The sequence below is a fragment of the Mesorhizobium sp. B2-8-9 genome (assembly GCF_006439475.1).
Classification (GTDB): Bacteria; Pseudomonadota; Alphaproteobacteria; order Rhizobiales; family Rhizobiaceae; genus Mesorhizobium.
In genome coordinates, this window is sequence record NZ_VFTQ01000006.1 from 64,637 (window position 1) to 82,711 (window position 18,075).

The window sequence follows — 18,075 nt, forward strand, 5'->3', positions numbered from 1 at the left end:
CATGCTCGAGGTCTCCAATGCCACGCTGCATTACGGCGCCGCCCAGGCGCTGCGCGGCGTTTCGCTGAAAGCCGGCGCCGGCAAGATTACCTGCGTGCTCGGCCGCAACGGCGTCGGCAAAACCAGTTTGATGAGATCGATCGTCGGCCATCACCGGCTGACGAGCGGAAGCGTTGCCTTCGAGGGGAAGGCGCTCGACCGGAGCGCGGCGTATGATCGCGCCCGGTCGGGCATCGCATTCGTGCCGCAGGGCAGGGAAGTCTTTCCGCTGCTCACGGTGCGCGAAAACCTGGAGTCCGGCTTCGCGCCGTTGAGGCGCGCCGACCGCAACATTCCGGCCTATGTCTTCGAGCTGTTTCCGGTCTTGAAGCAGATGCTCGGCCGCCGCGGCGGCGATCTCTCCGGCGGCCAGCAGCAGCAACTTGCCATCGGCCGCGCGCTGGTGATGCGGCCCAAGCTCCTGGTGCTCGACGAGCCGACCGAAGGCATCCAGCCGTCCATCATCAAGGATATCGGCCGCGCCATCCGCTATCTCCGCGACCAGGCGGGGATCGCCGTGCTTCTGGTCGAGCAGTATCTCGACTTCTGCCGGGAACTTGCCGACGAGGTCAACATCATGGATCGCGGCCAGATCGTGCATACCGGCCCCGCCGAAGACCTGGACCGGGCGGATGTGCGGAAGTTTCTGACAGTCTAGAATCGTTTGCTCGACTTCGGTCGACATCGCGAGACGGCAGCAATCCCAGTATTTCTCTCCGCTGGCCAGGCCGAGCTCTGGCGCGTTGAATACCGCATGCTAGTCTTTTCTTGGCCCTGGTGAGTCGGCCGCTTTCCGTATCGGTTGCGAATGAGGGGGAAGGCGCGGACTCCGTCCGCAAGTTCCACGCAAGCCAATCCACCTAGCTTTCCCCGCAGTGATTGTCGGTCAATGCGTCCAAAAAGAATCTTGCCAGGGGATGGCGATGGAACGTTTTGTCGAGGACTACCAAAAGCGGCGCCTCACCGAGCGCGTCGACATCATGACCGCGATCAACATCCTGATGTCGCAAGGCTATGACGAAGATCATCTCCTGGATGAGATCACCAAGGTTTTCTACGTCGATCTCGACGCCTTCAACGAAGTAATCTCACACCATTGAGAGTTTGCACGCGGCGCTAAAACTCAACCGGCGCGGCGAAAATCCAGGACGCGGTTGCGGCCGCCGCGCTTGGCGGCATAGAGCGCCTTATCGGCGGCGCTGAGCACCTTGTCGAAGCTCATGCCATCCCTGCTGCCAAATGCGAAGCCCGCGCTGACCGTGCAGCGCAGCGGTCCGGTCTCGGTCTCGACCGTGCGCGCGGCGAACGCGGCCCGGACGCGTTCGGCCGTCGCCTCGGCTGTCTCGGGCAAAGTGCGCTTCAACACCATGGCAAATTCCTCGCCACCCATGCGGGCGACGGAGTCGTTCGGGCGCAGGTCGGCGGAAAGCACTTGGGCAAAAACCTTGAGCACCTCGTCGCCGGCGGCGTGGCCGAATTGGTCGTTGATCGCCTTGAAGCCGTCGAGGTCGAACACCACCACCGCCGTGAAAGCGCTGACGGGCGTCTTGCCGTGCAGGTCGAACAACGCGCGGCGGTTGAGCAGCCCGGTCAGCACGTCGGTCTCGGCCTCATGCTTGTGGTGGCGCGCGAGCCGCCCCTGGTTGAGCGCCAGCGACAGCGCGCCGATGCCGGTCATCGAGGCGATGACGATGACCAAGCTCAGATCCTCCGCCCAGTTGCTCGGCGCGTGGCCGAGGATGAGCTTGCCGTCCCAAGCCAGCACGGCCGCGCAAAGCACGAAGGAAACAGCGGTCAATGAATAGAGCAGCGCCACGCCCACGAGTTGCGCCGGTGCCTCCTCGCGACCCTTCCAATATTCATGCGCGGTGCCGAATAGGAGCAGCGCGGCAAGGAAATTCTCAAGCATGAAGCCCAGACCGTCATAGCCGAGCGCCATTGGCGGTAACGCCAGCGCAAAGGAGATGGCAGTGCCAAGCGTGATGCGCGGCAGCGGCGAGCGGCCGGTCCGGAACTGGTGGGCGGCGCCCAGCATCACCGAGAAGCCGAACAGCAGCAGCGCCAGCGCCAGGATGCCGAGGGCTGTTCCGGGCGCATCGATATAGGCGTCATAGACAAAAACCTCCGCCACCACCACCAGCACGCTGGTCGCCCAGGTCAGCAGGAACCTGTCGGAACGGGCGGTCAGCCAGGTTCCGAACAGGGTGAGGCTGAGGCAGGCGGCGGAGAAGCCGACGGCCAGCAGCAATGAATTGTAGTCGAGAAGCATGCACTCGCCCTTGCCGCCGCCGGGTCTCTGCAACCTGCCGTGCGTTCTATTAGTGCAGCAAGGAAGTATCGATTACGTTACGATAGCGGTGAAGATGCCATAATTCCGCGGCGTCAGAGGACCGCCACCAACAACAGCAGGATGATGCCGACCCCCATCATCAGCAGACCCGGCCAGTTCTGTGACAGGCCGAGGAAACCGAGGCCGCGCCGGCGTGGCTCAAGCGTCGGGCCAGGCGTTGTAAGGTTTGGCACCCGGCGATCCGAGGCTGCAGCTGCCGGATCGCTAAGTTTCCCGCGCCTGAGGACCGCGCCGGCCATGTACACAATGCCGGCGACAATGAGCAATGCCCCGATGAGGATGACAGCCATATCACCTCGCTTTCTTTGGGCTCCCCCGATACCGGAGCCTGGGCCGTGGTTCCGCGAAAGCTCAACCGCTGTGAAAACCGGCTCCCGGCGAGAAAGGCAAAACGGTCAAGATGCCCCGTAAGTTCCGGCGGAGCTCGCCCCTTCAATCGGTCACCCGCTTCATCAGTGCCATGGCGCCGAACGGCGCGCGCACCTTGCCCTCGGTGATGAAGTAGACGAACACGTCGCGCGGCTTGACCGGCGCATCGGTCTTGGGATCGGCGCGCGGCAGGTCGGCGGGCTGCTTGCCTTGCGCCCAGGTCTTCACCCGTCCCGCCCATTCGTCGAGGCCTTTCGGCGTGTAGCAGTCAGGGTTGTCGTCGCTGCCGGTCTGCAGCCGCGCATAGACGAAGTCGCCGGTTACATCGGCGATCGCCGGATATTTTGCGTGATCGGCATAGACGATCGCGGCGTTGTATTTTCGGGCGAGCGCTGGAAACTCCGGCACGACGAAGCTGTCGTGGCGCACCTCCAGCGCGTGATGCAGAGGCACACCGTCCTGCTTCTCGGGCAGCAGCTTCAGGAAGGCTTCGAAATCGTCCGCGTCGAATTTCTTGGTCGGCGCGAACTGCCACAGAATCGGGCCGAGCTTCTCGCCGAGCGCGGCAACGCCGGAGCCCAGGAAGCGCATCATCGATTCGCCGGCCTCGCCGAGCACCCTCCGGTTGGTGACGAAGCGGTTGCCTTTGAGCGAGAAGACGAAACCCTCCGGCGCTTCGTTGGCCCACTTGGCGAAAGTCGGTTCCTTGAAGCTGGAATAATAAGTGCCGTTGACCTCGATGGTCGGGACCTGCCGGCTGGCGTAGTGGAGTTGCTTGGCCTTGGCGAGCTTGTCCGGGTAGAAGGAGGTGTCCCAAGGCTCGAAAGTCCAGCCGCCCATGCCGGAGCGGATTTTTCCTTGGCTCATTATCGTCCTCCTCTGTTCAAATGTGATCAGGCGGCTCGGTCGACCGACTTCATCATGTCGACCAGGGTCCATCCTGGCCGGTGTGGGTTGGCGCGGCGACCCGTTTCCCGATAGCCGTAGGCGGAATAGAGCGCGATGTTCCGCTCCATCCGCGAATTGGTGTAAAGCCGCACCTCCGGTACGGCCCACAACCGCGCCTGCTCGTCGGCGAAGTTGAGCAGTTTGATGCCGAGTTTTTTACCTTGGAAGGCCGGCGCGACGGCGATGCTGAAGATCATGGCGTGTTCGGGATGCCGTTCGAGGACGATCAGCCCGGCCAGTCCTCCGTCCTCTTCGAGCAGCCAGACCTCGCCGCGCTCGATGCGCGGCGCGTAGTCTTCCGTCACCGGAATCGGCGGGGCGCCGAACAGAGCGGTGTAGGACGCATAGGCAGCCGTCGTCACCGCGGCAACGGCCGGAAGATCACCGGAAAGCGCTCTTCTAATTGTCATTCAAGCGCCCTTCCGACGAAATGCGCGCTCACTCCGCCGCTTCGCGTTTGCCTCCGGGGCGCCGCTCCAGCAGCTCCTTGAGGAACTGGCCTGTGTAGCTGCGCTTCTCGCGCACGATCGCTTCCGGCGTGCCGGACGCCACCAGCTCGCCGCCGCCGTCGCCGCCTTCGGGGCCGAGGTCCAGCACCCAGTCGGCGGTCTTGATCACTTCGAGATTGTGCTCGATCACCACCACCGTGTTGCCCTGGTCGACCAGCTCGTGCAGCACTTCGAGCAGCTTGGCGACGTCATGGAAGTGCAGGCCCGTGGTCGGCTCGTCGAGGATGTAGAGCGTCTTGCCGGTCGCCTTGCGCGACAGTTCCTTGGCAAGCTTGATGCGCTGCGCCTCGCCGCCCGAGAGCGTCGTCGCCTGCTGGCCGATATGGATATAGCCGAGGCCGACCTGCTTCAGCGTCTCCAGTTTGTCGCGCACGCCCGGCACCGCCGAGAAGAAGTCGACGCCTTCCTCGACCGTCATGTCGAGCACGTCGGCGATCGACTTGCCCTTGAACAGCACGTCGAGCGTCTCGCGGTTGTAGCGCTTGCCGTGGCAGACGTCGCAGGTGACGTAGACATCGGGCAGGAAGTGCATCTCGATCTTGATGACGCCGTCGCCCTGGCAGGCCTCGCAGCGGCCGCCCTTGACGTTGAAGGAGAAGCGGCCCGGCTGATAGCCGCGCGCCTTGGCTTCGGGGAGGCCGGCGAACCAGTCGCGGATCGGCGTGAAGGCGCCGGTATAGGTCGCGGGGTTGGAGCGCGGCGTGCGGCCGATCGGCGACTGGTCGATGTCGATGACCTTGTCGAGGAATTCCAGGCCCTCGATGCGGTCGTGCTCGGCCGGATGCTCGCGCGAGCCCATGATGCGGCGCGAGGCCGCCTTGAACAGCGTCTCGATCAGGAAGGTCGATTTGCCGCCGCCGGATACGCCGGTGACCGCGGTGAAGGTGCCAAGCGGGATTTCCGCCGTCACGTTCTTGAGATTGTTGCCGCGCGCGCCGACCACCTTGATGCGCCGGTTCTTCTTCGCCTCGCGCCGCACTGCGGGCGTTGCCACTTCGAGCTCGCCCGACAAATATTTGCCGGTGATCGAGGCAGGTGTGGCCATGATCTGCTGCGGCGTGCCTTGCGCGATGATCTGGCCGCCATGGATGCCGGCCGCCGGGCCGATGTCGACGACATAGTCGGCATGCAGGATGGCGTCCTCGTCATGCTCGACGACGATCACCGTGTTGCCGATGTCGCGCAGGTGCTTGAGCGTATCGAGCAGGCGCGCATTGTCGCGCTGATGCAAGCCGATCGACGGCTCGTCCAGCACATAGAGCACGCCGGTGAGGCCGGAGCCGATCTGCGAAGCGAGCCGGATGCGCTGGCTCTCGCCGCCCGACAGCGTGCCGGAATTGCGCGACAAGGTCAGATAGTCGAGGCCGACATCGTTGAGGAAGCGCAGCCGCTCGCGGATTTCCTTCAGCACGCGGACCGCGATCTCGTTCTGCTTGTCATTCAACTGCGCCGGCAGGTCGGTGAACCACTGGTCGGCCTTGCGGATCGACATCTCCGTGACTTCACCGATATGCTTGCCGCCGATCTTCACCGCCAGCGCTTCCGGCTTCAGGCGGTAGCCGTTGCAGGCGGGGCAGGGGGTGGCCGACATGAAGCGCTCGATCTCCTCGCGCATCCAGGCGGATTCGGTTTCCTTCCAGCGCCGGTCGAGATTGGGGATGACGCCCTCGAAGGTCTTGGTCGTCTTGTAGGAGCGCAGGCCGTCATCATACTGGAAGGTGATCTCGCGCTCGCCCGTGCCGCGCAACACGGCTTCTTTGGCCTCGGCGCTCAGATCCTTGAACTTGTCGCCGAGCTTGAAACCATAGACCTTGCCCAGCGCTTCCAGCGTCTGCGCGTAATAGGGCGAGGTCGATTTCGCCCACGGGCTGATGGCGCCGTCGCGCAGCGACACGTTCTCGTCCGGCACGACGAGGTTGGGATCGATGGCGCGCTGGCTGCCAAGGCCGTCGCAGGTCGGGCAGGCGCCGAACGGGTTGTTGAAGGAGAACAGCCTGGGCTCGATCTCCGGAATGGTGAAGCCGGACACCGGGCAGGCGAATTTTTCCGAGAACAGGATGCGCTCATGCGTCTCGTTCTTCGACTTGTTGACCGAATCCTCGCCGGTCTGGCTGGCGTCGAGCGGCTTGTCGGCGAATTCGGCCACGGCAAGACCTTCGGCAAGCTTCAGCGCGGTCTCGATCGAGTCCGCGAGCCGCGTGGCCAGGTCGCCGCGCACGACGATGCGGTCGACGACGACGTCAATGTCGTGCTTGTATTTCTTGTCGAGCGCCGGCACGTCGGCGATCTCGTAGAAGACGCCGTCGACCTTGACGCGCTGGAAGCCCTTCTTCTGCAGTTCCAGCAGTTCCTTGCGGTACTCGCCCTTGCGGCCGCGCACGATCGGCGCCAGCAGGAACAGGCGCGTGCCCTCGTCCAGCGCCAGCACGCGGTCGACCATCTGCGAAACCGTCTGGCTTTCGATCGGCAGGCCGGTGGCCGGCGAATAGGGGATGCCGACACGCGCGAACAGCAGGCGCATGTAGTCGTAGATTTCGGTGACGGTGCCGACGGTCGAGCGCGGGTTGCGCGAGGTGGTCTTCTGCTCGATCGAGATGGCGGGCGACAGGCCGTCGATCTGGTCGACGTCCGGCTTCTGCATCATCTCGAGGAACTGGCGGGCATAGGCCGACAGGCTTTCGACGTAGCGGCGCTGGCCCTCGGCATAGATGGTGTCGAAGGCAAGCGACGATTTGCCGGATCCCGACAATCCGGTCATGACGATCAGGCTGTCGCGCGGCAGGTCGAGATCGACGTTCTTGAGATTGTGTTCGCGCGCCCCGCGAATGGAAAGGTATTTATGGTCGGCCATCGCCGGTCGCCGCCTCAGATCTGGAATTTGCTGGATTGGCGGGATTGTCCCGGCCATCCCCTATGTAGGTATTTTCACCGCCACGTCGAGAGACGCCACAATCTCGACGGGACAAGCCGATCATGGGTTTAACCGTCTTTCGCGCGACCGGGCAAGCGGAAAGAACAAAGGTCGAACACGTTCCTGACAAAGCGTTGTGGAAACAATCGCTCAAGCGTTGTGAGAACAATCGTCCAAGCGTTGTGGAACCAATCGCGGCCGAGCTACGCGCCGTTGGGTGTGCCGAAGCACTCGACTTACCTCCACGTAACCTCCAGGCGATCACATTTTTCGGTAACCGACTATTCAACAGTTGACGTCCCGGGCCCAGGGGAGCAGTCTCAAACGCGTCAACGAAGCCGGCCGTCTTTCGATGGCCTCGCCGCCCAATAGGCGGTCTGCGAGACGCCGCAGGCGATAGCGATTTGCGCTTCGAACGACATTGTCGCAACGGACCCAGGAGCGGAGCATGACGCCACCGGACAGTCCCTTGAGGCTCCACACTGAGATGGAGCCGCGGCGGGCATAAGTGCCAGGGCAGACTTGAAACGCCGGCCCGACAAACCGTGACTTGCCGATTCTTAACAATTAGAGACGATAGTCGGATCGTCGGCTGAACGCCGCGTTGCATCCGAAACAGAACGCCGGCAGTCCACTCCCGGCTAAAATTGGATTATCAGATCCATGAAAGCCCCGTCCACCTGCGGAAGCAGTGGCGGGGCTTACATTTTGTGGTGTTCGCGTTTGACCCGCTCGCGATCAATGGTTCGGGATCCGAGCGCCGCCCGTGGCCATATCGATCGTTATGCTGCCACCGATCCTGACATCGGTGTCGCCGATCTTGAAGGAACCGTCGCTGCCGGCCGGTAGCGCGTTTGGTTCCGGCTGCGGCGCCGGCTTGGCGATGCGGTAGTCGCCGCTGACGCCAGGCAGTTTCTGCGCCGAACTGTCGTCGGCAAGGGCGGCGCCGGCCATCAGCGCGCCGGCAAGCGCGGCGAGGGCGGCGCATAGATGTCTGGGCTGAACGGACCTGATCATGCGCGGACTATAGGGACGCGGCTAGGCCAATGCCAGACGCGCGGCGATCAATTTGCCGCGCGCCTGCCCGCAACGTCAGGCCGCTTTCTTGCGCGTGTCGTAGACGTGGTCGACAAGGCCCCAAGTCTTGGCTTCCGCGGCGCTCATGAAGTAATCGCGATCGAGCGTGCGCTCGACCTCCTCGTAGGTCCGGCCGCAATGCTTGGCGTAGAGCTCGGTCATATGCTGCTTGGTACGCACGATGTCCTCGGCATGGCGCTGGATGTCTGAGGCCTGGCCCTGAAAGCCGCCCAGCGGCTGATGCAGCACGATCCTTGTGTTGGGCAGCGCGATCCGCCGCCCCGGCGCGCCGGCCATCAGCAGGAAGGAGCCCATCGAGGCGGCAAAGCCCATGCAGACCGTCGACACCGGGCAGGAGATGTACTGCATCGTGTCGTAGATGGCGAAGCCGCTGGTCACCATGCCGCCCGGCGAGTTGATGTAAAGCGAGATCTCCTTGTCGGGGTGGTCCGATTCCAGCGACAGGAGCTGTGCGCAAACCAGAGCCGAGACGTTGTCGTTGATCTCGCCATTGATAAAGACGATGCGCTCGCGCAGCAGCCGCGAAAAGATATCGAAGGAACGCTCGCCGCGGCTCGATTGCTCGATGACCATCGGCACCAGATTGGCAATGCTCATGACGGGTTTCCTCGGTCCTCTTTTTGATCAGGCCGCGCGCAGCATCATGCAGGGCGCATTGGCGGCGGTCGGGTTCTTGCGCGCGTCGAGCGAAAGCCCGCAGCCGGCGCCGGAAACAGCGATAAGAGGCTGTGCGACCGGCACGAAGCCGTCATGCACGATGCTGAGATGTGTGCCGCCCGAGGCCGTGCCGGCAAGCGTGAAGGTGACGACACTGTCGAAGGGTGGAAGCCCGCCGTCGTCAGCACCAGGTTTTTCGCGCCAGGAATAGCGCAGCAGCCTGCCGGGCTCGGCCTCGAGCACCTCGCATTCGATCGGCGCATCCGGTCCGGCAAAGGCGAAGCGGCTGCCGGCTTCCGGCTTGATGTCGTTCGGCATCATCCAGGCGGCGAGCAGTTCCGGCTCGGTCAGCGCCCGCCAGACCTTTTCCGGCGGCTCAGGGAGGTCGCATTCGAAGCTGAGCGGCGCTTCGTTGACAATCGGGTTTTCGGTTGCCGTCATTGGTCCATTCCCTTCAGAACCGTCTTCAACTTCTCGATGCGTTCCGGCCAGAAGGCGCGGTAGCGTTCGATCCAGCCGAGCAGCGGGTCGAGCCCTTGCGGATCGGCGCGATAATATGCGTTGCGGCCGGCGCGCCGCTCGACCACCAGGCCGGCGCCGCGCAATACGGCAAGGTGCTGCGAGACCGCCGGCTGGGACACCCTCATGCCGGCGCGCAGCTCGCTCACGCTCATCTCGCCAGCGGTCAGCCGCTCGTAAACCGCGCGTCGCGTCGGGTCGGCCAGAGCGCGGAAAATCTCTGCTTCGATCATGGCAGAAGCATAAGTCGATACTTATCGATTTGGCAAGCTTCTATTTGATCGCCATATCAGAATGCACGTCCACTCCTGCCTTTGCTGACATTCCTTGACAGAAAGTTCAGCTATGACTAGAACGAAAAGAGAACAAAAACCTTGTGGGAAAAGCCAGCCTTTTGCGGGCGGCGACGACCCGCAGGCTATAAGGTGAGCGACTTGAAATTTGTTTCGGATGAGCGCGGAGAAGTAAGATGGCGGGTAGCGTCAACAAGGTCATTCTGGTCGGCAATCTCGGAGCGGATCCTGAAATCCGCCGCCTGAATTCCGGTGATCCGGTCGTCAACATTCGCATCGCCACGTCGGAAAGCTGGCGCGACAAGAACTCGGGCGAGCGTAAGGAAAAGACCGAGTGGCATAACGTCGTCATTTTCAACGACCAGCTCGCCAAGGTGGCCGAGCAGTATTTGAAGAAGGGCATGAAGGTCTATGTCGAGGGTCAGCTGCAGACCCGCAAATGGCAGGACCAGACCGGTGCCGACAAATACACCACCGAGGTCGTGCTGCAGAAATTCCGAGGCGAGTTGCAGATGCTCGACGCGCGCGGCGAGGGCGGCGGCGGCCAGGTCGGCAATTATTCCGGTGGCGGCAACAGCCGAGGCTCGGATTTCGGCCAGTCCAGCCCGAATGAAAGCTTCAACCGCGGCGGCAGTGGCGGCTCCAGGGGCGGCGGCTCGTCACGCGAGCTGGACGACGAGATCCCGTTCTAAGCGTCTCGAAACGGCCATCTGAGGGGAAGGCGTGATGTCGCTCGGACCGCTTCTGTCGGCGTCGCCTCCCATTCCGTGGCATGCATTCGCGGCCTTCGCCGCTTTGGCCATCGGCGGCGCCCAGTTGGCGCTGCCGAAAGGTACTGTGCGTCATCGTGTGCTGGGCTACACCTGCGTGGCGTTGATGCTGGTCATCGCCATATCGAGCTTCTGGATCCAGCAGATCCGGCTCGTCGGTTCGTTCAGCCCGATCCATCTGTTGTCGATCCTGGTGCTGGTCACCGTGCCGCTGGCGGCCTGGTACGCGCACACGCATAAGGTAACCGCGCATCGCGGCGCCATGATCAAGCTCTATCTGTTCGCGCTGGTCGGCGCCGGCATCTTCACGCTGCTGCCGGCCGGATCATGCACGCCGTTGTGTTCGGCCAGTAAGGCGTGTTGATATTCAGGTGAGGCCGGCCTGACCTGAATATCAACACGCGTTGGCGGACGGCAATTTCTCAAGGAAGGTCAACGTGAAAGCACGCATCAAATGGGTCGAGGAACGCACCTTCGTCGGCGAGTCCGGCAGCGGCCACAAGGTCGTGCTGGGCACGGCGCACAGGCCGGAAGGCAAGACGCCGGGACCGAGCCCGATGGAACTGGTGCTGATCGGCACCGGCGGCTGCTCGGCCTATGATGTCGTGCACATCCTCGAGAAGGGCCGGGAGGCGGTCGAGGATTGCGTGGTCGAGCTCGACGCCGACCGAGCCGAAGCCGATCCAAAGGTGTTCACCCGCATCCACATGCATTTCATCGTCAAGGGCAGAGCCCTGTCGCACGACAAGGTGAAACGCGCGATCGATCTGTCGATCGAAAAATACTGCTCGGCTTCAGCCATGATGGCCAAGACGGCGACCATCACGCATGATTTCGAGGTGGTCGAGACGGCGGCGAAGTGAGGCAGTAGGCAGTAGGCAGTAGGCAGTAGGCAGTAGGATACTTGTTCAAGCGGCCATCAGCGCCTTGATGCCGTCCGCCACAAACTGAACGGCAAGCGCCGCGAGGATGACGCCGAGCAGACGGGTCAGGATCGAGCGGCCGGTCTGGCCGAGGATGCGGTCGATGCGCTCGGACAGCACGAAAACCAGAAAGGTGATCACCAGGCAGATCGCTATGATGCCGACCAGCGCCGCCTGTGCGCCAAAACCCTGGAAGGAGCCCGACAGCAGCACGGTTGCCGAGATGGCGCCCGGACCGGCGATCAGCGGGATTGCCAGCGGGAAGGCGGCTATGTTGTGAATCATGTCCTTGGTGATGGCGACGTCGCCGATCTTCTCCTTACGGTCCTGGCGGCGCTCGAACACCATTTCGAAGGCGATGAAGAACAAGAGGAAGCCGCCGGCGACGCGGAAGGCCGGCAGCGTTATGCCGAACACCGACAGGATTGAGGCGCCGGCAATCGCAAACAACGCCATGACCAGGAAACCGATCACCGAGGCGCGGACCGAAACCTGCTGGCGCTCGTCACGGTTCATGCCGCGCGTCACAGCAAGGAACAGCGGCGCCAGTCCCGGCGGGTCGATGGTCACCAGGATGGTGACGAACGCGTTGAACAGGCTGTCGAAACTCGGCATCGCTGGTCCCCTCCCGCCGGGGCGAAGCCCAGGTTTTGCAATTGGTAGAGCAAAGCCGTGGCGCTGGAAAGCGGGAAGGAAATGGTGTGCGAAGCTGCGAAAGCAGGCGCGAAGGATCGCTACGTTCAATTCCTTGCGGCTTTTCAATCGCTATTGAGGTTCATTTAGGCGACGAGCCAGAAACTCGACCTCCATGCGCCAGGTCGCGCCGCCATCATGCGAGCGCTCGCCGAGCCAGCGAAACGAGTTTTCGGTAATGCGTGAAAAGCTCCAGCGCACAGACGCGCCGGTGCCGTCGGTACCGACCTGGACGATCGTGCCGTCCTCGGCGTGGCCGAGTTGGCGGCTGTAATACTGGTTCCGTGGATCGCTCCAGAAGATGTGCCAGGCGTCGGCGCCCGGATCGTAGACACGCAATGTGGTGCCGTAGAAGGTCCATGCTCCGAGCGAAGTCTGGGCCCCGGTGTTCCGCGCGGGCAAGATCCAGACGTCCTGCACGGCGCGGCCTTCGAGAACCCAGCCGAAATGCACTTCGCCGCGACCCGTGAGCCTTGTGCCATCCTCGAGAATGCGTGTGGCATCGAACGTCCATGCGCCGATGAAGCGGCCATAGAGTTTCAGCTTTTCGGCAAGGTCCGGTTTTGGGCCGTCGCTGTGCAGGGCCTCGGCAAAAGGATCGGTCATTGTTGCTGCCTCGTTTGTCAGGAGAGGGCCAGCAATAGCGGTATGGCAGGGTTCTGCGCTTGGGAAAAATTGCTATCTTTCAGCCATGACGACCGCGCAGAAAACTCTGGCTTCCGGACATGGCTGGCAGGTGTCCGACGTGGTGTGCACGGCCATCGCCGGCGACAAGCCATTCGAGGAAGAGCATTGCAGCTTTTGCGTCGCCGCCGTAACCAGGGGCGCGTTCCGCTACCGCACGCGCCAGGGGACGGCGATGCTGGCGCCGGGCGCCATCCTGCTCGGCAATCCCGGCGCCTGCTATGAATGCGGGCATGAGCACGGCGCCGGCGACCGCTGCCTCTCCTTCCATTTTTCGCCGGCCTATCTGGAGCGCGTCCTGGCCGACCTGCCGGATGTGAAACGGCTCGGCTTTACCCATCCACGCCTGCCGCCCTTGCCGGCGCTGGCGCCTCTGCTGGCCGAGGCGGAGGCGGCACGGGAAGCGGGCGACGGCGACGCATTCGAGGAACTCGGCCTGCGCATGGCCGGGGCGGTCGCCACGGCTGCGGCCGGCACTTCCACAGCTGGCCGGACGCCCAGCCGCCGCGACCAGAAGCGCGTTGCCGAGGCGGTGCGGCTGATCGAGCTCAACGCGGATCGACCATTGTCGCTTAGCAAGCTCGCCGCCGGCGTGGCGACAAGCCCGTTTCACTTCCTGCGCACGTTCCGGCAGGTTGCCGGCATGACGCCCTATCAATTCCTGCTGAGGACGAGGCTGCACCGCGCCGCGGTGCGTCTGCGCAGCTCGGGCGCGGCGATCTCGACGATCGCCTTCGATGCCGGCTTTAACGATCTGTCGACCTTCAACCGCCGGTTCCGGCGCGAGATGGGACAAGCTCCCGGCGCGTATCGCGCAAGACGGACCAGAGGGCGCTAACGCCGGCTGAAGCGAAATCGACCTTGGCCATATCGTCGCAATCAGCGATATCCATTTGAAATTGCCATCAAAATTGTCTCTGGAAAAGTCCGGCCGACATTGGAGTTTCGGCGAGGCTTCCTATATAAGCGGTGAGTGATTCCCGACTGGATTGTGACCTGATTTGACCGACCAGAAGACACCGCGCGGGCCGGACGGCGGCCCCACCGGCATCGAGCCGATTTCGATCATCGAGGAGATGCAGCGCTCCTATCTCGATTACGCCATGAGCGTGATCGTCAGCCGTGCGCTGCCCGACGTGCGCGACGGCCTGAAGCCGGTGCATCGCCGCATCCTCTATGCCTCGCATGAGAGCGGCTACCACTGGAACCGCAAATATGTGAAATCGGCCCGCCCGGTCGCCGACGTGATGGGTAAATACCATCCGCATGGCGATGCCTCGATCTATGACGCGCTGGTGCGCATGGCGCAGGACTGGTCGCTACGCGTGCCGCTGATCGACGGTCAGGGCAATTTCGGCTCGATCGACGGCGATCCGCCGGCGGCGATGCGCTACACCGAGTCTAGGCTCACCAAGGTCGCGCATGAGCTCTTGGAGGACATCGACAAGGAAACCGTCGATTTTCAGGATACTTATGATGCGTCCGGCAGCGAGCCCAAGGTACTGCCGGCCCGTTTCCCGAACCTTCTGGTCAATGGCTCCGGCGGTATCGCAGTCGGCATGGCCACCAACATCCCACCGCACAATCTCGTCGAGGTCTGCAACGGCGCCATCGCTCTCATCGACAATCCGGCGATCGACCTGACGGCGCTGATGGAGATCGTGCCCGGTCCGGATTTCCCGACCGGCGGCATCGTGCTTGGCCGTTCGGGCATCTACAATGCCTATTCGACGGGCCGCGGCTCGATCGTCATGCGCGGCCGCGTCGAGATCGAGCAGCGCGGCAATGACCGCGAATCCATCGTCGTCACCGAGATTCCCTATCAGGTGAACAAGGCCTCGATGATCGAGAAGATGGCCGAGCTGGTGCGCGACAAGCGCATCGAGGGCATTTCCGACATCCGCGACGAGAGCGATCGCCAGGGCTACCGCGTCGTCGTGGAGTTGAAGCGCGACGCCGTAGCCGACGTTGTCCTCAACCAGCTCTACCGTTTCACGCCGCTGCAAACCTCGTTCGGCGCCAATATGGTGGCGCTCAACGGCGGCAAGCCGGAAGTGCTGACGCTGATCGACATGCTGAAGGCCTTTGTCGGCTTCCGCGAGGAAGTCGTCAGCCGTCGCACGAAATATCTGCTGCGCAAGGCGCGCGAGCGGGCGCATGTGTTGGTCGGGCTGGCGATTGCGGTCGCTAATATCGACGAGGTGATCAAGCTGATCCGCACCGCGCCGGATCCGCAGACGGCGCGCGAGCAGTTGATGGAGCGGCGCTGGCCGTCACACGACGTCGCTCCGCTGATCCAGCTGATCGACGATCCGCGCCATCGCATCAACGAGGACGGCACCTATAATCTGTCCGAGGAACAGGCGCGCGCCATTCTTGACCTGCGCCTGCAGCGCCTGACCGCGCTCGGCCGCGACGAGATCGCCGACGAATTGAACCAGATCGGCGCTGAAATCGTCGATTTCCTTGATATTTTGTCATCGCGCGCGCGTATCCAGCAGATCGTCAAGCACGAGCTGGTCGCGGTCCGCGACGAGTTCGGCACACCGCGCCGCACCGAGCTGACCGACGGCGGTTCGGATATGGAAGACGAGGACCTGATCCAGCGCGAGGACATGGTCGTCACCGTCAGCCATTCCGGCTACATCAAGCGCGTGCCGCTTTCACTCTACCGGGCGCAGCGCCGTGGCGGCAAAGGCCGCTCCGGCATGTCGACCAAGGAAGAGGATTTCGTCACCCGCCTGTTCGTCGCCAACACGCACACGCCGGTGCTGTTCTTCTCATCGCGCGGCATCGTCTACAAGGAAAAGGTCTGGCGGCTGCCGATCGGTAACCCGCAATCGCGCGGCAAGGCGCTGATCAACATGCTGCCGCTCGAGCAGGGCGAGCGCATCACGACGATCATGCCGCTGCCGGAGGACGAAACCAGCTGGGGCGAGCTCGATGTGATGTTCGCGACCACGCGTGGCACCGTGCGCCGCAACAAGCTGTCCGACTTCGTCCAGGTCAACCGCAATGGCAAGATCGCCATGAAGCTGGAGGAAGAGGGCGACGAGATCCTCGGCGTCGAGACCTGCACCGACAATGACGATGTGCTTCTGACAGCGAATTCCGGCCAGTGCATCCGTTTCCGGGTCTCCGATGTGCGTGTGTTCCAGAGCCGCAATTCCGTCGGCGTGCGCGGCATAACCATGGCCGAGACCGACCGCATCATCTCGATGTCCATCATCGAGAACGTCGATGCGTCGCCCGCAGAGCGCGCGGCCTATCTGAAGCGCGCCGCGGCGGAGCGCAGGCTTGCCGCCGGCGGAGCCGGCGAGGAGGAGGAGATCGCGCTCACCAATGAGGAAATCGGCGAGGAAGCCGAGCTTTCCGAGGAGCGCTACGAGTTCCTCAAGGCGCATGAGAAGCTTGTGCTCACGGTGACCGAATATGGCTACGGCAAGCGCTCGTCGTCCTACGATTTCCGGCTGACGGGCCGCGGCGGCAAAGGTATCCGCGCCACCGATGTGTCGAAGGTAGCCGAGATCGGCCGGCTGGTCGCGACGTTCCCGGTCGGCAATGACGATCAGATCATGCTGGTTTCGGACGGCGGCACGGTCATCCGCGTGCCGGTCAACGGCATACGCTTCGCCAGCCGGGCCACTAAGGGCGTGACGATCTTCAACACGGCCGAAGGCGAGAAGGTTGTATCGGTGGAGCGGATTTCGGAGCCGCAGTCGGACGAAGAGGCCGAAGACGTGGCTTCAAGCGAGACCGGCACCGAGGGCATGGGCGAAGGCGAATAGGTTCAAGCTTCACCGGCCTCTCTGGGCCGGTGCGATCATGATCAGTGGCGACGGTAGACGTTGCGATGGGCGAAACCATCGAGCCGCTTGGTATTGGCCTTGACGCGCACCCGCGCTGCTTCCTGATGCAACCCGAATGCAGTCGCGATCAGCATCACAATGGTCATTGCAGTGGCAAGCATGTAGATCAGCATTTGCGTGTTCTCCTGGGCGTACAACGATGAGGTGGGGATTTGGTTTCACCTCTTGAAGCGGCAACCTAGTGAACGCTGCGTGAAATGTTCGTGATTGCCGCATTCATCTGTCGTTCATCGGTGCGAAAAGGTTCACGGCAATGCAATTAATGAGATTTGCCTTTGTCCGAGAGGCTCGCTAGAAGCCTGCCATGACGGAACGCACCGCCCTTTACGCCGGCTCTTTCGACCCGCTGACCAATGGCCATCTCGATGTGCTGAAAGCGTCGCTGGCGGTGGCCGACACCGTCTACGCGGCGATCGGCATTCATCCGGGCAAGAAGCCGTTGTTTTCCTTCGAGGAACGCGTTGAGTTGATCGAGGCCGCAACCAAGGCCGAATTCGGTCGCGACAGCGATCGTATCAAGGTCGTGTCCTTCGACGGGCTGGTCATCGACGCGGCCCGCAAGCACGGCGCCTCGATCATGATCCGGGGGCTGCGCGACGGCACCGACCTCGATTACGAAATGCAGATGGCCGGCATGAACGAGACGATGGCGCCGGAATTGCAGACGGTTTTTCTGCCCGCCAGCCCTTCGGTGCGCACCATTACCGCCACACTTGTGCGCCAGATTGCGTCGATGGGCGGCGATATCCGCCCGTTCGTGCCTGCGGCCGTTGCCGGCGCGCTCGCCGCCAAGTTCACCAAATAGGTTTTCCCGGAGATACCCATGCAGCTGAAGAAGCTCGCTTCGTTCCTTGTCGTGGTTGCCGGCCTTTTCGCGGCGTCCTTGCAGGCCGTCGCCGCCGACAAGGAAAACACAATGATCATCACGCTCAAGGACGGCGACGTGACCATCGCGTTGCGTCCCGATCTGGCGCCCAAGCATGTCGCGCAGATCAAGAAGCTGGTGCGCGACGGCGCCTACGACAACGTCGCCTTCCACCGCGTCATCGACGGCTTCATGGCGCAGACGGGCGACGTCAAATTCGGCAACATGAAGAAGGGGTTCAACCCCGAAGCCGTCGGCACCGGCGGCTCCGATCTTCCCGACCTGCCGGCCGAGTTTTCGCAGAGCGAGCAGTTCGCGCGCGGCGTGGTCGGCATGGCCCGTTCGCAGGACCCGAACTCGGCCAACTCGCAATTCTTCATCATGTTCGCGCCGGCGCCGAACCTCGACGGCCAGTACACCATCGTCGGCAAGGTGGTCGGCGGCATGGATATCGTCGACAAGATCAAGAAGGGCGACGAGGCCGACAACGGCACGGTCACCGACCCCGACCGCATGATCAAGGTTCGCATCGCCGCCGACAGCAAGTAACCCCCTCAATTTTCAAAGGAATTTCCGAC

At 63.0% G+C, this 18,075-nt stretch carries 20 protein-coding genes and 1 pseudogene; 9 read left to right on the forward strand and 12 right to left on the reverse strand.

The features are described from left to right. Window position 1: 1 nt before the first annotated feature. Together urtE and FJ423_RS09645 are read left to right on the forward strand one after the other, a co-directional pair. The gene (urtE, locus tag FJ423_RS09640; protein WP_140841175.1) at window positions 2-697 is read left to right on the forward strand and encodes an urea ABC transporter ATP-binding subunit UrtE; all 696 of its coding nucleotides are present in this window, start codon (window positions 2-4) and stop codon (window positions 695-697) included. 265 nt (window positions 698-962) lie between these two features. After that, on the forward strand, window positions 963-1,139 hold the full coding sequence (locus FJ423_RS09645) for a hypothetical protein (RefSeq protein ID WP_095765283.1): 177 nt from the start codon (window positions 963-965) through the stop codon (window positions 1,137-1,139). Between the two features lie 23 nt (window positions 1,140-1,162). Here FJ423_RS09645 and FJ423_RS09650 read toward each other — a convergent pair whose 3' ends face one another. The 9 genes from FJ423_RS09650 to FJ423_RS09690 all read right to left on the reverse strand — a co-directional run bounded on the left by FJ423_RS09650 (window position 1,163) and on the right by FJ423_RS09690 (window position 9,633). Beyond that, window positions 1,163-2,308: a GGDEF domain-containing protein gene (locus tag FJ423_RS09650; protein ID WP_140841474.1), complete on the reverse strand. Its 1,146-nt coding sequence runs from the start codon at window positions 2,306-2,308 to the stop codon at window positions 1,163-1,165. A gap of 113 nt (window positions 2,309-2,421) precedes the next feature. Next, the gene (locus tag FJ423_RS09655; protein ID WP_140841177.1) at window positions 2,422-2,679 is read right to left on the reverse strand and encodes a hypothetical protein; all 258 of its coding nucleotides are present in this window, start codon (window positions 2,677-2,679) and stop codon (window positions 2,422-2,424) included. Window positions 2,680-2,821: 142 nt separating this feature from the next. Beyond that, the gene (locus FJ423_RS09660) at window positions 2,822-3,628 is read right to left on the reverse strand and encodes a DUF72 domain-containing protein (RefSeq protein ID WP_140841476.1); all 807 of its coding nucleotides are present in this window, start codon (window positions 3,626-3,628) and stop codon (window positions 2,822-2,824) included. 23 nt (window positions 3,629-3,651) lie between these two features. Then, window positions 3,652-4,116: a GNAT family N-acetyltransferase gene (locus tag FJ423_RS09665; RefSeq protein ID WP_140841179.1), complete on the reverse strand. Its 465-nt coding sequence runs from the start codon at window positions 4,114-4,116 to the stop codon at window positions 3,652-3,654. A 28-nt stretch (window positions 4,117-4,144) separates the two neighbouring features. After that, window positions 4,145-7,066: an excinuclease ABC subunit UvrA gene (gene uvrA / locus FJ423_RS09670; protein WP_095765286.1), complete on the reverse strand. Its 2,922-nt coding sequence runs from the start codon at window positions 7,064-7,066 to the stop codon at window positions 4,145-4,147. A 798-nt stretch (window positions 7,067-7,864) separates the two neighbouring features. Continuing rightward, on the reverse strand, window positions 7,865-8,143 hold the full coding sequence (locus FJ423_RS09675; RefSeq protein ID WP_140841181.1) for a hypothetical protein: 279 nt from the start codon (window positions 8,141-8,143) through the stop codon (window positions 7,865-7,867). A 75-nt stretch (window positions 8,144-8,218) separates the two neighbouring features. Beyond that, window positions 8,219-8,821 carry an ATP-dependent Clp protease proteolytic subunit gene (locus tag FJ423_RS09680; protein WP_095765288.1) on the reverse strand — a complete coding sequence of 201 codons (603 nt, stop codon included), beginning with the start codon at window positions 8,819-8,821 and terminating at the stop codon, window positions 8,219-8,221. A gap of 27 nt (window positions 8,822-8,848) precedes the next feature. After that, the gene (locus tag FJ423_RS09685; protein ID WP_140841183.1) at window positions 8,849-9,322 is read right to left on the reverse strand and encodes an SRPBCC domain-containing protein; all 474 of its coding nucleotides are present in this window, start codon (window positions 9,320-9,322) and stop codon (window positions 8,849-8,851) included. Then, a complete protein-coding gene (locus tag FJ423_RS09690) occupies window positions 9,319-9,633 on the reverse strand; it encodes a metalloregulator ArsR/SmtB family transcription factor (RefSeq protein ID WP_095765290.1) in 315 nt (104 codons plus the stop codon). The genes FJ423_RS09685 and FJ423_RS09690 overlap by 4 nt, the downstream gene beginning before the upstream one ends. Window positions 9,634-9,869: 236 nt before the next feature. On the opposite strand from FJ423_RS09690, the gene FJ423_RS09695 reads away from it, so the two are divergent. From FJ423_RS09695 to FJ423_RS09705, 3 genes and pseudogenes are all read left to right on the forward strand, one after another. Further along, window positions 9,870-10,385 carry a single-stranded DNA-binding protein gene (locus tag FJ423_RS09695; protein WP_140841185.1) on the forward strand — a complete coding sequence of 172 codons (516 nt, stop codon included), beginning with the start codon at window positions 9,870-9,872 and terminating at the stop codon, window positions 10,383-10,385. 34 nt (window positions 10,386-10,419) lie between these two features. Beyond that, window positions 10,420-10,817: pseudogene (locus FJ423_RS09700) on the forward strand (DUF2306 domain-containing protein). A gap of 83 nt (window positions 10,818-10,900) precedes the next feature. Next, window positions 10,901-11,326, forward strand: coding sequence for an OsmC family protein (locus tag FJ423_RS09705; protein WP_140841187.1), 426 nt, complete (start codon window positions 10,901-10,903; stop codon window positions 11,324-11,326). A 45-nt stretch (window positions 11,327-11,371) separates the two neighbouring features. Here FJ423_RS09705 and FJ423_RS09710 read toward each other — a convergent pair whose 3' ends face one another. Together FJ423_RS09710 and FJ423_RS09715 are read right to left on the reverse strand one after the other, a co-directional pair. Then, on the reverse strand, window positions 11,372-12,001 hold the full coding sequence (locus FJ423_RS09710; RefSeq protein ID WP_140546758.1) for a MarC family protein: 630 nt from the start codon (window positions 11,999-12,001) through the stop codon (window positions 11,372-11,374). Window positions 12,002-12,151: 150 nt separating this feature from the next. Further along, window positions 12,152-12,685, reverse strand: coding sequence for a hypothetical protein (locus tag FJ423_RS09715; protein WP_140841189.1), 534 nt, complete (start codon window positions 12,683-12,685; stop codon window positions 12,152-12,154). 85 nt (window positions 12,686-12,770) lie between these two features. On the opposite strand from FJ423_RS09715, the gene FJ423_RS09720 reads away from it, so the two are divergent. Together FJ423_RS09720 and gyrA are read left to right on the forward strand one after the other, a co-directional pair. Continuing rightward, window positions 12,771-13,601, forward strand: coding sequence for an AraC family transcriptional regulator (locus tag FJ423_RS09720; protein ID WP_140841191.1), 831 nt, complete (start codon window positions 12,771-12,773; stop codon window positions 13,599-13,601). A gap of 163 nt (window positions 13,602-13,764) precedes the next feature. Beyond that, on the forward strand, window positions 13,765-16,551 hold the full coding sequence (gene gyrA / locus FJ423_RS09725; RefSeq protein WP_140841193.1) for a DNA gyrase subunit A: 2,787 nt from the start codon (window positions 13,765-13,767) through the stop codon (window positions 16,549-16,551). A gap of 41 nt (window positions 16,552-16,592) precedes the next feature. Here gyrA and FJ423_RS09730 read toward each other — a convergent pair whose 3' ends face one another. Beyond that, window positions 16,593-16,745 carry a hypothetical protein gene (locus FJ423_RS09730; protein ID WP_095765297.1) on the reverse strand — a complete coding sequence of 51 codons (153 nt, stop codon included), beginning with the start codon at window positions 16,743-16,745 and terminating at the stop codon, window positions 16,593-16,595. Window positions 16,746-16,936: 191 nt separating this feature from the next. Here FJ423_RS09730 and coaD point away from each other — a divergent pair, with 191 nt between their 5' ends. Together coaD and FJ423_RS09740 are read left to right on the forward strand one after the other, a co-directional pair. After that, window positions 16,937-17,437, forward strand: a complete 501-nt coding sequence (coaD, locus tag FJ423_RS09735; RefSeq protein ID WP_140696281.1) for a pantetheine-phosphate adenylyltransferase — start codon at window positions 16,937-16,939, stop codon at window positions 17,435-17,437. Window positions 17,438-17,548: 111 nt separating this feature from the next. Next, window positions 17,549-18,046 (forward strand): peptidylprolyl isomerase, encoded by a 498-nt coding sequence (locus FJ423_RS09740; protein ID WP_245340386.1) that lies wholly within the window; start codon window positions 17,549-17,551, stop codon window positions 18,044-18,046. Window positions 18,047-18,075: the final 29 nt, after the last annotated feature.

Excerpts from the sequence above, each read along its gene's own strand:
- FJ423_RS09720 (WP_140841191.1), top strand. The coding sequence starts at position 12,771 with ATGACGACCGCGCAGAAAACTCTGGCTTCCGGACATGGCTGGCAGGTG.
- FJ423_RS09665 (WP_140841179.1), bottom strand. The coding sequence starts at position 4,116 with ATGACAATTAGAAGAGCGCTTTCCGGTGATCTTCCGGCCGTTGCCGCG.
- FJ423_RS09740 (WP_245340386.1), top strand. The coding sequence starts at position 17,549 with ATGATCATCACGCTCAAGGACGGCGACGTGACCATCGCGTTGCGTCCC.
- FJ423_RS09680 (WP_095765288.1), bottom strand. The coding sequence starts at position 8,821 with ATGAGCATTGCCAATCTGGTGCCGATGGTCATCGAGCAATCGAGCCGC.
- FJ423_RS09710 (WP_140546758.1), bottom strand. The coding sequence starts at position 12,001 with ATGCCGAGTTTCGACAGCCTGTTCAACGCGTTCGTCACCATCCTGGTG.
- uvrA (WP_095765286.1), bottom strand. The coding sequence starts at position 7,066 with ATGGCCGACCATAAATACCTTTCCATTCGCGGGGCGCGCGAACACAAT.
- FJ423_RS09730 (WP_095765297.1), bottom strand. The coding sequence starts at position 16,745 with ATGCTGATCTACATGCTTGCCACTGCAATGACCATTGTGATGCTGATC.
- FJ423_RS09650 (WP_140841474.1), bottom strand. The coding sequence starts at position 2,308 with ATGCTTCTCGACTACAATTCATTGCTGCTGGCCGTCGGCTTCTCCGCC.
- urtE (WP_140841175.1), top strand. The coding sequence starts at position 2 with ATGCTCGAGGTCTCCAATGCCACGCTGCATTACGGCGCCGCCCAGGCG.
- FJ423_RS09675 (WP_140841181.1), bottom strand. The coding sequence starts at position 8,143 with ATGATCAGGTCCGTTCAGCCCAGACATCTATGCGCCGCCCTCGCCGCG.
- FJ423_RS09655 (WP_140841177.1), bottom strand. The coding sequence starts at position 2,679 with ATGGCTGTCATCCTCATCGGGGCATTGCTCATTGTCGCCGGCATTGTG.
- FJ423_RS09715 (WP_140841189.1), bottom strand. The coding sequence starts at position 12,685 with ATGACCGATCCTTTTGCCGAGGCCCTGCACAGCGACGGCCCAAAACCG.
- FJ423_RS09645 (WP_095765283.1), top strand. The coding sequence starts at position 963 with ATGGAACGTTTTGTCGAGGACTACCAAAAGCGGCGCCTCACCGAGCGC.
- FJ423_RS09685 (WP_140841183.1), bottom strand. The coding sequence starts at position 9,322 with ATGACGGCAACCGAAAACCCGATTGTCAACGAAGCGCCGCTCAGCTTC.
- FJ423_RS09695 (WP_140841185.1), top strand. The coding sequence starts at position 9,870 with ATGGCGGGTAGCGTCAACAAGGTCATTCTGGTCGGCAATCTCGGAGCG.
- coaD (WP_140696281.1), top strand. The coding sequence starts at position 16,937 with ATGACGGAACGCACCGCCCTTTACGCCGGCTCTTTCGACCCGCTGACC.
- FJ423_RS09690 (WP_095765290.1), bottom strand. The coding sequence starts at position 9,633 with ATGATCGAAGCAGAGATTTTCCGCGCTCTGGCCGACCCGACGCGACGC.